General features: G+C 69.0%; 11 protein-coding genes. 7 read left to right on the top strand and 4 right to left on the bottom strand.

Annotated elements, in window-relative coordinates:
• Nucleotides 1–25: 25 nt before the first annotated feature.
• The 3 genes from pcaD to A605_RS11170 are packed head-to-tail and all read right to left on the bottom strand — an operon-like array spanning nucleotide 26 to nucleotide 2,831.
• Nucleotides 26–793, bottom strand: a complete 768-nt coding sequence (pcaD, locus tag A605_RS11180) for a 3-oxoadipate enol-lactonase (protein ID WP_015401627.1) — start codon at nucleotides 791–793, stop codon at nucleotides 26–28.
• Entirely contained in the window at nucleotides 794–2,038 is a 1,245-nt protein-coding gene (locus A605_RS11175) for an acetyl-CoA C-acetyltransferase (protein ID WP_015401626.1), read from the bottom strand.
• Nucleotides 2,039–2,054: 16 nt separating this feature from the next.
• Nucleotides 2,055–2,831, bottom strand: coding sequence for an IclR family transcriptional regulator domain-containing protein (locus tag A605_RS11170; protein WP_015401625.1), 777 nt, complete (start codon nucleotides 2,829–2,831; stop codon nucleotides 2,055–2,057).
• 98 nt (nucleotides 2,832–2,929) lie between these two features.
• Between A605_RS11170 and A605_RS11165 the strand changes: the two genes are divergently transcribed.
• The 3 genes from A605_RS11165 to clpX all read left to right on the top strand — a co-directional run bounded on the left by A605_RS11165 (nucleotide 2,930) and on the right by clpX (nucleotide 5,751).
• Nucleotides 2,930–3,673 (top strand): CoA transferase subunit A, encoded by a 744-nt coding sequence (locus A605_RS11165; RefSeq protein ID WP_015401624.1) that lies wholly within the window; start codon nucleotides 2,930–2,932, stop codon nucleotides 3,671–3,673.
• Complete coding sequence (locus A605_RS11160) at nucleotides 3,673–4,320, top strand: 3-oxoacid CoA-transferase subunit B (protein WP_015401623.1); 648 nt, start codon at nucleotides 3,673–3,675, stop codon at nucleotides 4,318–4,320. Before A605_RS11165 ends, A605_RS11160 begins: the two co-directional genes overlap by 1 nt.
• Before the next feature lie 147 nt (nucleotides 4,321–4,467).
• On the top strand, nucleotides 4,468–5,751 hold the full coding sequence (gene clpX, locus A605_RS11155; RefSeq protein WP_015401622.1) for an ATP-dependent Clp protease ATP-binding subunit ClpX: 1,284 nt from the start codon (nucleotides 4,468–4,470) through the stop codon (nucleotides 5,749–5,751).
• 84 nt (nucleotides 5,752–5,835) lie between these two features.
• Here the strand turns inward: clpX and A605_RS11150 are convergent, their stop codons facing one another.
• Complete coding sequence (locus A605_RS11150; RefSeq protein ID WP_015401621.1) at nucleotides 5,836–6,606, bottom strand: TetR/AcrR family transcriptional regulator; 771 nt, start codon at nucleotides 6,604–6,606, stop codon at nucleotides 5,836–5,838.
• Between the two features lie 308 nt (nucleotides 6,607–6,914).
• Here A605_RS11150 and A605_RS11145 point away from each other — a divergent pair, with 308 nt between their 5' ends.
• The 4 genes from A605_RS11145 (at nucleotide 6,915) to A605_RS11130 (ending at nucleotide 12,764) form a co-directional block, all read left to right on the top strand.
• A complete protein-coding gene (locus tag A605_RS11145) occupies nucleotides 6,915–7,892 on the top strand; it encodes a malate dehydrogenase (RefSeq protein WP_015401620.1) in 978 nt (325 codons plus the stop codon).
• Between the two features lie 95 nt (nucleotides 7,893–7,987).
• The gene (locus A605_RS11140) at nucleotides 7,988–10,711 is read left to right on the top strand and encodes a valine--tRNA ligase (RefSeq protein WP_034990590.1); all 2,724 of its coding nucleotides are present in this window, start codon (nucleotides 7,988–7,990) and stop codon (nucleotides 10,709–10,711) included.
• Nucleotides 10,711–12,342, top strand: a complete 1,632-nt coding sequence (folC, locus tag A605_RS11135; protein ID WP_015401618.1) for a bifunctional tetrahydrofolate synthase/dihydrofolate synthase — start codon at nucleotides 10,711–10,713, stop codon at nucleotides 12,340–12,342. The genes A605_RS11140 and folC overlap by 1 nt, the downstream gene beginning before the upstream one ends.
• Nucleotides 12,339–12,764, top strand: coding sequence for a DUF4233 domain-containing protein (locus A605_RS11130; protein WP_015401617.1), 426 nt, complete (start codon nucleotides 12,339–12,341; stop codon nucleotides 12,762–12,764). The genes folC and A605_RS11130 overlap by 4 nt, the downstream gene beginning before the upstream one ends.
• Nucleotides 12,765–12,816: the final 52 nt, after the last annotated feature.

Below are 12,816 nucleotides of genomic sequence, written 5' to 3'. Positions count from 1 at the left end.
CTCCTGAGGTGGGGGGGGTGCCGGGTCAGGCGCCCAGGAATTCCTGGAGCAGGGCGTTGACTTCGGCGGGACGTTCGACGGTGGGTACGTGGGCGCCCGGGGAGAGCACCTCGGCGCGCGCCTCGCCGGAGACGGCGTCGGCGATGCCCTGCAGGGTCTCCGGCGGGGTGGAGGGGTCGTCGCCACCGGCGATGGTGAGCACCGGCACGGAGATCTCGGCGAGACGGTCCTGGAAGTCCCAGTTGGCCAGGGCCTCGCAGCAGCTGGCGTAGCCCTCGTCGTCGCAGGAGGCGACCATGGTCCGGTAATGGTTGGTCGTGGCCGGCCTCGATTCGAGGAAACCGGGGCTGAACCAGCGGCCGATGACGGCATCGGCCAGGGCGCCGGTGCCGGTGGAGCGGGTGGCGGCGGCGCGCTCGATCCAGGACTCGCGGGTGCCGAACTTCGGCGAGGTGCACATGAACACCGCGCGGGTGACGCGCGGGGAGGTCGCGGCCAGGTACTGGGCGACGGCGCCGCCCAGGGACAGGCCCACCACGGCGAAGTCCTCGACGTGGAGGGTGTCCAGGGTCTCCAGGACGTCCGCCGCCAGGGCCTCGATGGTGGCCGGGCCCGGCACGACCGGGGAGCTGCCGTGGCCGCGGTGGTCGAGGGCGATCACGCGGTGGTCACGGGACAGGGCGTCGAGCTGCGGCAGCCACATGTCGGTCGTGGAGCCGATGGACCCCAGCAGGACGACGGTGCCGTTGTCGGCGTTCGTCTTGCCGTAGGTGACGTGATGCAGGACGGTCATTTAGTTCTCCTCCTTCTCGAGCACGGCGGCCAGGCCCTGGCCGCCGCCGATGCACATGGTGACCAGGGCGGTGTTGGCGTCGCTGCGCTGCAGCTGGTGGGACGCGGTGACGAGCATACGGGCGCCGGTGGCGCCGACGGGGTGGCCCAGGGAGATGCCGGAGCCCAGCGGATTCAGGCGCGGGTCCTCGGCGTCGATGCCCCACTCGGAGAGCACGGCCAGGGCCTGGGCGGCGAAGGCCTCGTTGAGCTCGATGAGGTCGATGTCGTCGAGGGTGAGATCCAGACGGTCGAGGACCTTGCTGGTGGCGGCGACCGGGCCGATGCCCATGGTCTCCGGGGCGACGCCGGCGACGGCCCAGCCGCGCAGGCTGGCCACCGGGGTCAGGTTCAGCTCGCGGGCCTTGGCGCGGGTGGTCACGATCATGGCGGCCGCGCCGTCGTTCTGGCCGGAGGCGTTGCCGGCGGTGACGGTGGCCTCCTCGTCCTGGCGGCCCATGACCGGGCGCAGCTTGGCCAGGGACTCCACGCTGGTGCCCGGGCGCGGGTGCTCGTCGCGGTCGATGACCTGCTCCGGATCCTTGCGGCGCTTACCCGGCACGGTCACGGGCACGATCTCCTCGGCGAAGATGCCGTTCTCCTGGGCGGCGACGGCCCGCTCGTGGGAGGCCACGGACAGCTTGTCCTGGGCCTCGCGGTCGATGGAGTACTCGCGGCGCAGGTTCTCGGCCGTTTCGATCATGCCGCCCGGGATCGGGTGGTGCCTGCCGCCGGCGGTCTCGCGGGCCTCGGCGAGGCGGTCGCGGAAGACCATGTTGCCGCCCTTCTTGCCCCAGCGGACGTCGGCGTCGACGGTGTACTCGGTGCGCGACATGGACTCCGCGCCACCGGCGATGATCAGGTCGGCCGCCCCGGCGGAGATGTGCGCGGCGGCGGTGACCACGGCCTGCAGGCCGGATCCGCAGCGGCGGTCCAGCTGCATGCCCGGCACGGACTCACCCAGGCCGGAGTCGAGGGCGACGACGCGGCCCAGGGCCGGGGCGGCGCCGTTCGGGGCAGCCTGGCCGAGGATGAGGTCGTCGACCTCGGCGGCGTCGATGCCGGTGCGCTCGACGACGGCGCGCACGACGGTGGCGGCCAGGTCCTGGACCGGCACGTCGGTGAAGATGCCGCCGTAGCGGCCGACGGGGGTGCGCAGCGGGGAGCACAGGACGATGTCGGTGTCCTGCGGGGTGGTGGAGGACATGTGGTGTGGTTCCTTTCTAGAACAGTTCGGTCGCGGAGAGATCCGCGGAGATCTGCCGTGCGGTGTCGATCAGCGACGGCAGGAACGCCCGGTGGAGTTCATCGAGATCATGCACGGCGGTCTGTGTGGAGATGTTGACCGCCGCCACGATTCTGCCCTCGGTGCTGTGGACCGGGGCGGCCAGCGAGCGCAGACCCGGCTCGAGCTCCTGATCGACGATCGCCCAACCCTGATCCTGCACGCGAGCGATCTCCTCGCGCAGACGGGACTCCTCGTGGATGGTGGTCGGCGCCAGAGTGACCAGCTCGGTGGCCTCGAAGTACTCGTCGAGCTCCCCGGGGATCAGCCCGGACAGCAGGACACGCCCCATCGAGGTCGCGTACGCCGGGAAGCGGGTGCCGATGGTGATCGACACGGTCATGATGCGCCGCACCGGCACGCGGTTGACGTAGACGATGTCCGGGCCGTCGAGGACGGACAGTGAGCTGGACTCGCCCACCTGGCGGGAGAGCTCCTCCAGCCGGGGCTGGGCGATGGCCGGCAGGCCGAGCCCGGACATGTAGCTGTAACCGAGCTCGAGGACACGCGGGGTCAGCCAGAACTCCACGCCGTCGGTGTCGGCGTACCCGATCCCGACGAGCGTGTGGAGGAAGCGCCGCGCGGTGGCCCGCGCCAGGCCGGTCGCCTCGGCGACCTGGGCGAGGGTCTGTCGCGGCCGGTCGGCGTTGAAGGTCCGGATGACCGACAGGCCGCGGACGAGGGACTGGACATTGGGTGTCTCTCCCGACGCCAATTCCGGCTCCTTTCGTGGATGGTGGGGGTAATGATCATCACAAAGTTCACGTTGCGAACCCTTGTGCAGATCGTGAACATCAGTGTACAGTTTTAATCATGCTGGACAAGACCTTTTCAACGACTGATGCGGCCGTGGCCGACATTCACGACGGCGCGTCCATCGCCGTCGGCGGATTCGGACTCGTCGGCATCCCCGCCCGACTCATCGACTCGCTCCGCGCCCAGGGGGCCGGCGACCTGACGATCATCTCCAACAACTGCGGCACCGACGGCTTCGGACTCGGCCTCCTCCTCGAGGACGGAAGGATCTCCCGCACCATCGGCTCCTACATCGGCTCCAACAAGGAGTACGCCCGCCAGTACCTCTCCGGCGAGCTGACCGTGGAGTTCACCCCGCAGGGCACCCTCGCCGAGCGCATGCGCGCCGGCGGCGCCGGCATCCCGGCGTTCTACACCACCGCCGGTGTGGGCACCCAGGTCGCCGAGGGTGGCCTGCCGCAGCGCTACAACTCCGACGGCACCGTCGCCGAGGTCTCCAAGCCCAAGGAGACCCGCGAGTTCAACGGCCGCCTCTACGTGCTGGAGGAGGGCATCCGCGCCGACTTCGCCCTGGTCCACGCCCACAAGGCCGACCGCTACGGCAACCTCGTCTTCCGCAGGACCGCCCGCAACTTCAACCCGGACGTCGCCATGAGCGGCAAGGTCACCATCGCCCAGGTCGAGCACCTCGTGGACGAGATTGACCCGGACGAGGTCCACACCCCCGGCATCTACGTCGACCGCGTCGTGGCGGTCGGCCCGCAGGAGACCGGTATCGAGAACAGGACGGTGAGCAAGTAATGACCTGGAGCAAGGAACAGATGGCCGCGCGTGTGGCCGAGGAGCTCGTCAACGGCCAGTACGTCAACCTCGGCATCGGCATGCCGACCCTCATTCCCGGCTACCTGCCCGAGGACCTCGAGGTCGTCCTGCACTCCGAGAACGGCATCCTCGGCGTCGGCCCGTACCCGACCGAGGACGAGCTCGACCCCGAGCTGATCAACGCCGGCAAGGAGACCATCACCGTCAACGAGGGCGGTTCCTACTTCGCCTCCTCCGACTCCTTCGCCATGATCCGCTCCCGCGCCGTCGATGTCGCGGTGCTCGGCGCCATGGAGGTCTCCCAGCACGGTGACCTGGCCAACTGGATGATTCCGGGCAAGATGGTCAAGGGCATGGGCGGTGCCATGGACCTGGTCCACGGTGCGAAGTCCATCATCGTGATGATGGACCACGTGACCAAGAAGGGCGCCTCCAAGGTGCTGCCGGCCTGCCTCCTGCCGCTGACCGGCGCCAAGTGCGTCGACATGATCGTCACCAACTACGCGGTGTTCGACGTCGACGAGAACGAGGGCCTGACCCTGCTGCAGTGCGCCGAGGGCGAGACCGTCGAGTCCGTCCGCGAGGTCACCGAGGCGCCGTTCGCGGTCGCCGAGGGTCTGGAGTAGGCTCGCGCCCCCAGCCCCCGGGGACCGGCCGGAACCGGCCCACAACCCGCCTGCCCTCCGGCAGGCGGGTTGACGCATTCGTTAGAGTGAAACCACCACCCGGGGCAGTACTGCCCTCCCCAGAGTGAAACGAGATCGATACCCCTCATGGCACGTATGCAAGAAAGCGCCGATCTGCTCAAGTGCTCCTTCTGCGGGAAGAGCCAGAAGCAGGTGAAGAAGCTCATCGCCGGCGGCGGTGTGTACATCTGCGACGAGTGCATCGAGCTGTGCAACGAAATCATCGAAGAGGAGATCGGGGCCGCGCAGGCCGCGGAGCAGAAGGAGGACAAGCTCCCGCGCCCGTCGGAGATCTCCGCCTTCCTGGACAAGTACGTCATCGGCCAGAACGACGCCAAGCGCGTGCTGTCCGTGGCGGTCTACAACCACTACAAGCGCATCCGCACCGACGAGCGCGCCGGGATGTCCTCACGCAAGCACCGGGACGACGAGGTCGAGATCGCCAAGTCGAATATCCTGCTGCTCGGTCCCACCGGCTCGGGCAAGACCTACCTGGCCCAGACCCTGGCCCGCATGCTGGACGTGCCCTTCGCCATCGCGGACGCCACCTCCCTCACGGAGGCCGGCTACGTCGGTGAGGACGTGGAGAACATCCTGCTCAAGCTGCTGCAGGCCGCCGACTTCGATGTCCAGCGCGCCCAGCGCGGCATCATCTACGTCGATGAGGTGGACAAGATCTCGCGCAAGTCCGACAACCCGTCGATCACCCGCGACGTCTCCGGCGAGGGCGTGCAGCAGGCGCTGCTGAAGATCCTGGAGGGCACCACCGCCTCCATCCCGCCGCAGGGCGGGCGCAAGCACCCGAACCAGGAGTTCATCCAGCTCGACACCTCCAATATCCTCTTCATCGTCGCCGGCGCCTTCGCCGGCCTGGAGAAGGTCATCTCCGAGCGGGTGGGCAAGAAGGGCCTGGGCTTCGGCTCCCAGATCGAGACGGCCTCCGACCGCGAGAAGCTGGACCTGTTCGCGCAGGTGCGCCCCGAGGACCTGGTCAAATTCGGCCTCATCCCCGAGTTCATCGGCCGCCTGCCGGTCGTGGCCACCGTGGACAACCTCGACCGAGAGTCGCTGGTGCGCGTGCTCACCGAGCCGAAGAACTCCCTGGTCAAGCAGTACCAGCGGCTCTTCGACATGGACGGCGTCCAGCTGACCTTCGAACCGGACTCCCTGAACGTGATCGCCGACCACGCCCTCGAGCGCGGCACCGGCGCCCGTGGCCTGCGCGCCATCATGGAGGAGCTGCTCGTGCCGGTCATGTACGACCTGCCGGACCGGGAGGACGTCGCCGAGGTCATCATCACCGAGGCCGCCGCCCTCGGCGAGGGTGAGCCCGAGCTCGTGCTCACCGAGGAAGCGGAGAAGACCGCTTAGGCGACACCGCCGCGGCCCCGGTCGGTCGGCGCAGTCGAGGGGACTGCGCCGATCAGCCGGGGCCGTTGCTGTCCGGTTTCCCGGTCAGTTCCCGCCGAAGATGTCGTTCTGGTCGGGATCGTAGATGCCTAGCGCGGACTGCGGCTCGTCGCCGGCCAGGTTGGGGGTGAGGTAGCTGCGGTACCCGGAGTCCGGGATATTAGAGGTCAAAAACGCCAGGACGGCGTCGACCACGAAGCGGTGCATGCCCGCGGTGTTCTCCTCGTTCATCATGTCCACCCCGAAGAGGTTGACGGTCAGATCCCGGTTGGCGGTGCGGTAGAACGCCAGCGAGGAGATGAGCAGGTAGATGTCGTCGGCCGAGATGCCGGGGCGGAAGGCGCCCGCGTCCTGTCCGAGCATGAGCAGCCGGTCCAGGTGCAGGGTCATCGACGACTCGTCGGTCAGGGGCGCGAGCTCGGGAGTGCCCAGCACGTGGTGGACGTTTTCCATGATCAGCAGACGCACGGCGTCGGGGTGGTCCACGAACCTGTCGAAGAGGGCGTCGACAAGCTTGCGCACGCCCTCGACGGGGACACTGGAGTCGAGCTCCAGCGCCTCCTCGTCAGGGTGGATCCACTCGATCGCCGCGACCAGCGAGCGGTGGTACAGACCCTTCTTGTCACCGAAGTGGTAGTGGATCATACGCTTCGACATGCCGGAGGCACGGGCGATGTTCTCGAGCTTCGCCTCGTGGAATCCGTCACGGGCGAACTGGGTGACGGCGACCTCGATCACCCGGTCGACGGTGACGGTCTCGTCGAAACCATCGTGCTCGGACTCCGCCTGCCGGAGATCGGCTGCGTCGTAGTGCATTCCTTGGGTTCCTTATGTTCGGAGAGTTTCAGGGGGCCGGGCCGGTGGGCCGCGGGGTGGGCGGGCATCGGGCTCGGAGGGCCCTGCGGTGAGAGCCCTCGCCTCGGTCGTGTCTATCGTGCCTGAAAGGCAACGGGGTCGAAGCGCACGCAGCACAAACGGGGGTGAACCACATAAACGGGCTGGGAATCAGGTGCAATCCTAGGGATGCCGGGCAGTATTTCCTCCCCATCCGGGGGTGACACCCCGCCTCCCGGCAGGGCTAGGCTGGGGCCAGCGACCCGCCCCCGCACGAGAGGAATCCTCCCATGACCGCCTCCACCGCCAAGATCGCCGTCACCGGCGCCGCCGGTCAGATCGCCTACTCCCTGCTGTGGCGCCTGGCCGCCGGCGACGTCTACGGTCCCGACACCCGCATTGAGCTGAGCCTGCTGGAAATCCCCGACGCCGTGGGCGCCGCCGAGGGGGTGGCCATGGAACTGGGGGACTCCGCGCTCCCGCTGCTGGCCTCCGTCGAGGTGACCGACCGAGCCGAGACCGCCTTCGACGGGGCCAACGCCGCCTTCCTCGTCGGGGCGAAGCCACGCGGGAAGGGGGAGGAGCGGGCCGACCTGCTCGCCGCCAACGGCAGGATCTTCGGGCCCCAGGGCAGGGCCCTCAACGACCACGCCGCCGATGACATCCGGGTGCTCGTGGTGGGCAACCCCGCCAACACCAACACGTTGATCGCCCGGCAGGCGGCCCGGGACATCCCCGCCGAGCGCTTCACCGCCATGATGCGCCTCGACCACAACCGCGCGCTGTCCCAGCTGGCCACCAGGCTCGACGTCGCCACCACCGACATCGACAACCTGGTGGTGTGGGGCAACCACTCCGCCACCCAGTTCCCGGACATCACCTGGGCCACCGTCCACGGCCAGCCCATCGCCGACCGGATCGACCACGACTGGTACACGGGCGAGTTCATTCCGCGGGTGGCCAGACGCGGCTCCGAGATCATCGAGGTCCGTGGCAAGTCCTCGGCCGCGTCGGCGGCGTCCTCCGCGGTCGACCACATGCGGGACTGGATCGCGGGCACCGAGACCTGGTCGAGCGCCGCGGTCGTCTCCGACGGCTCCTACGGCATCGACGCCGGCCTGGTCGCCGGCCTGCCGACGGTCGCCCGCGACGGGAAGTGGGAGATCGTCCAGGGCCTGGAGCTCAACGATTTCCAGCGCGAGCGCATCGCAGCCAACGTGGAGGAGCTGCGGGCCGAGCGCGAGGCCGTGGCCGACCTGCTGGGTTAGCTGCACCGTTCATCCACGCTGCGCCGTGTGCGCAGCTGCGCACTCCTGCCACGCGGTGGAGAGCGAGGGTCGTCGTCGCGCACCCGGCAGCTAAGATGGTGCGCGTGACTGAGCAGAACGAGACGAACCGCGCCGACAGGCTCCCCAAGTCCTGGGATCCCCAGGCTGTGGAGGCCGAGATCTACCAGGGCTGGGTCGATGCCGGCTACTTCACCGCCGACCCCGACAGTGACAGGCCCGCGTACTCCATCGTCCTGCCGCCGCCGAATGTGACCGGCCAGCTGCACATGGGCCACGCGCTCGACCACACGCTCATGGACGGCCTGGTCCGCCGCAAGCGGATGCAGGGCTATGAGGTGCTGTGGCTGCCGGGCATGGACCACGCCGGCATCGCCACCCAGACCAAGGTCGAGGCCATGCTCAAGGAGACCGAGGGCAAGGACCGCTACGACTACGGCCGTGAGGAGTTCATCGCCAAGGTCTGGGAGTGGAAGAACAACTACGGCGGCCAGATCACCGACCAGATGCGCGCCATCGGCGACAGCGTGGACTGGTCGCGTGAGCGTTTCACCCTGGACGAGGGCCTGTCGCGCGCCGTGCAGACCATCTTCAAGCACCTCTACGACCGCGGCATGATCTACCGGGCCAACCGCCTGGTCAACTGGTCACCGGTGCTCGAGACCGCGGTCTCCGACATCGAGGTCGTCTACCGGGACGTCGAGGGTGAGCTCGTCTCCATCCGTTACGGCTCGCTCAACGACGACGAGCCGCACGTCGTCGTCGCCACCACCCGCGTGGAGACGATGCTCGGCGACGTCGCCGTGGCCGTCCACCCCGACGACGAGCGCTACCGGGATCTGATCGGCCAGACCCTCGACCACCCGTTCCGCGACGACCTGAAGCTCAAGGTCATCGCCGACACTTACGTCGACCCCGAGTTCGGCTCCGGTGCGGTGAAGATCACCCCGGCCCACGATCCGAACGACTACGCGATGGGTCTGCGCCACGACCTGGACATGCCCACGATCATGGATCCCACCGGTCGCATCAGTGACACCGGCACGCAGTTCGACGGGCTGACCCGCGAGGAGGCCCGCGTGGCCGTGCGCGAGGCGCTGGCCGAGCAGGGGCGCATCGTCAAGGAGATCCGCCCCTACGTCCACTCCGTCGGCCACTCCGAGCGAAGCGGTGAGGCCATCGAGCCGCGCCTGTCCCTGCAGTGGTTCGTCAAGGTCGACCACGTGGCCCAGATGGCCGGGGACGCCATCCGCGAGGGTGACACCAGGGTCCACCCGGAGTCCATGGAGCCCCGCTACTTCGAGTGGGTCGACAACATGCACGACTGGACCATCTCGCGCCAGCTGTGGTGGGGCCACCGCATCCCGATCTGGTACGGGCCCGACGGCGAGGTGGTCTGCGTCGGACCGGACGAGGAGCCGCCGACCGGCGAGGGCTGGGAGCAGGACCCGGACGTCCTGGACACCTGGTTCTCCTCCGCCCTGTGGCCGTTCTCCACGATGGGCTGGCCGGAGAAGACCCCGGAGCTGGAGAAGTTCTACCCGACCTCCGTGCTGGTCACCGCCTACGACATCCTCTTCTTCTGGGTGGCGCGGATGATGATGTTCGGCACCTTCGCCGGCGAGATCACCCCCGAACTGCTCGGCGAGGGGGAGAACGGCCGCCCGCAGGTGCCGTTCACCGACCTGTTCCTGCACGGCCTGGTCCGCGACGAGCAGGGACGCAAGATGTCCAAGTCCCTGGGCAACGGCATCGACCCGATGGACTGGGTGACCCGCTACGGCGCCGACGCCCTGCGCTTCACCCTGGCCCGTGGTGCGAACCCGGGGACGGACCTGCCCGTCGGCGAGGACGCCGCGCAGTCCTCCCGCAACTTCGCCACCAAGCTGTTCAACGCCACCAAGTTCGCGCTCCTCAACGGTGCGCGCGTGGGCGAGCTGCCCGACCGCGCCGAACTGACCGACGCCGACCGCTGGATCCTCGACCGCCTCGAGCAGGTCCGCGCGGAGGTCGACGCCTACTTCGACGACTACCAGTTCGCCAAGGCCAACGAGGCGCTCTACCACTTCGCCTGGGACGAGGTCTGCGACTGGTACCTGGAGATCGCCAAGACCCAGATCCCGCGCGAGGGGGAGACCGCCACCGGCCGCAACACCCAGCTGGTGCTCGGCCGCGTCCTCGACGTCGTCCTGCGCCTGCTGCACCCGGCGATGCCGTTCGTCACCGAGGTGCTGTGGAAGGCCCTGACCGAGCAGGAGTCCATCGTCCTGGCCACCTGGCCGACCGCGGAGGACACCAACGGCGGCGCGGCCACCGACGAGACCGCCGCCCGCCGTATCGCCGACGCGGAGAAGCTGATCACCGAAATCCGCCGTTTCCGCTCCGACCAGGGCGTCAAGCCATCCCAGAAGGTCCCGGCCGCCATCGACTTCGCCGCCGCCGACCTCGCCGGCCAGGAGGAGCTCGTCCGCTCCCTGGCCAAGGTCACCACCCCGGAGGACGGTTTCGCCGAATCCGCCGCCATCGAGCTGCGCCTGTCCCGGGCCACCATCGCCGTGGCGCTGGACACCTCCGGGACCGTCGACGTCGCCGCCGAGCGCAAGCGTCTGGAGAAGGATCTGTCGGTGGCCAACAAGGAGCTGGAGACCACCGGCAGGAAGCTGGGCAACGAGGCCTTCCTGGCCAAGGCGCCCGAGCAGGTCGTGGACAAGATCCGCACCCGCCGTCAGGTCGCGGGCGAGGAGGTCGAGCGCATCACCGCCCGGCTCGAGGCGCTGGCGGCATTGGAGGTGCAGCAGTAATGTCCGCACAGGACCGGGACCGGGGACGCCGCGACGACCGGGACAACTCCGAGGAGGAGCTGCCCGCCAACCTCGCGGACGACGGGGACCTCGAGGATCTTGAGGGCGCGGACGGCCTCGACGCCGGCGGCGAGGCCGACCTCGACTTCGGTGCCGTGGAGGTCACGGAGTCGGGTCTGAGCCTGAACATCGGCGGCGAGAAGGAGCACGGCACCGGCGCGGACGCCCCCGTCCCCCGTCCGGTGACGGAGGAGGACCTGGCCGCACTCGCCGAGGTCGAGAACGAACTCAACCAGCGCTGGCCGGAGACGAAGATCGACCCGTCGCTGGAGCGCATCGAGCTGCTCATGGATCTGCTGGGCAACCCGCAGCGTTCCTACCCGTCCATCCACGTCGCCGGCACCAACGGCAAGACCTCGACGGTGCGGATGATCGAGTCGCTCATGCGCGCCTTCCACCGCCGCACGGGGCGCACCACCAGCCCGCACCTGCAGCTGGTCACCGAGCGCATCGGCATTGACGGTGAACCCATCCACCCGGCCGACTACGTGCGCATCTGGCGGGAGATCCAGCCGTACGTGGAGATGGTCGACGCCCGCTCGGACGTGCGCATGTCCAAGTTCGAGGTGCTCACCGCCATCGCCTACGCCGCGTTCGCCGACGCGCCCGTCGACGTCGCCGTCGTCGAGGTCGGTATGGGAGGCACGTGGGACGCGACCAACGTGATCTCGTCCGACGTCGCCGTGGTCATGCCCGTCGGGCTCGACCACACGGACTACCTCGGCGACACGATCGAGGAGATCGCCGCGGAGAAGGCCGGCATCATCAAGTCCCGCCGGAACGGCAGCGAGGAGCCCGACCCGCTCACCCCGCCGGACAACGTCGCCATCGTCGCCGGACAGGACCCGGCCGCGATGCGGATCATCCTCGAACGCGCCGTGAGCGTCGACGCCGCCGTGGCCCGCGCCGACTCCGAGTTCGGGGTGGTGGAGTCCACCATCGCCGTCGGCGGCCAGCAGCTGAAACTGCGCGGGCTGGCCGGCGAGTACGACGAGATCTTCCTGCCCCTGTCGGGTGAGCACCAGGCCCGCAACGCGGCGGTGGCCCTGGCGGCCGTCGAGGCGTTCTTCGGCGCTGGGGCGGGCCGCCCGCTGGACATCGACACCGTCCGCCGCGGCTTCGCGGGCGTGACCTCACCGGGGCGCCTGGAGCGGGTGCGCACCTCGCCGACGACGTTCGTCGACGCCACGCACAACCCCCACGGCGCGGCGGCCCTCGGGCAGGCGCTGGAGCGCGACTTCGACTTCCAGCGGCTGATCGGGGTGGTCGGCGTGCTCGACGACAAGGACGCGAAGGGAATTCTCACCGCGCTGGAGCCGCACCTGAGCGAGATCGTGTGCACGCAGAATTCGAGTCCCCGGGCACTCGACGCGTACGATCTGGCGGAGTACGCCCGGGACATCTTCGGGGAGGAACGCGTCCACGTCGACGACTCCCTGCCGGGCGCCTACGCGCTGGCCGTGGAGCTGGCGGAGGACGCCGACGTCCAGTCCGGTTCCGGCGTCGTGATCACCGGTTCCGTCGTCACCGCCGGCGAAGCCAGAACCCTGTTCGGAAAGGACCCCGCATGAGCGAGCAGCCCCGGCCCGCCGAGTACGGCCCGCTCGGCCCCGGTCACGCCCCCGCCAAGGATCCGATGAAGGGCATCCGCGGCGTCATGGCCGGCACCCTGGTGCTGGAGGCGATCACGATCCTGCTGTCGCTGACGGTGATCCTCAAGGTCGACGAGGGCGTGTACTGGACGACCTTCAACTGGGTCTACCTCACCGCGGTGGGCGTGACCCATCTCGTGCTGGCCTTCCTGCAGCGCTTCCGCTGGGCCCTGCCCGTGAACCTGGTGCTCCAGCTGTGCGTGCTGGCCGGCTTCTTCGTCCACCCGTCGGTGGGCATCATCGCGATCATCTTCCTCCTCGTGTGGTGGTACCTGCTGCATCTGCGCTCGAACATCATCCAGCGCATGAAGCGCGGACTGCTGACCACCCAGCACCTGTAGTGCGGTAGGGGGCTGCGCGGACAAGGCCCGGGACGACGGTGACGTCGTCCCG

The sequence above is a fragment of the Corynebacterium halotolerans YIM 70093 = DSM 44683 genome (genome assembly GCF_000341345.1).
GTDB classification, from domain to species: Bacteria; Actinomycetota; Actinomycetes; order Mycobacteriales; family Mycobacteriaceae; genus Corynebacterium; species Corynebacterium halotolerans.
The sequence above is the reverse complement of the archived record's forward strand: the minus strand, read 5'-3'. Positions and strand labels throughout refer to the sequence as shown.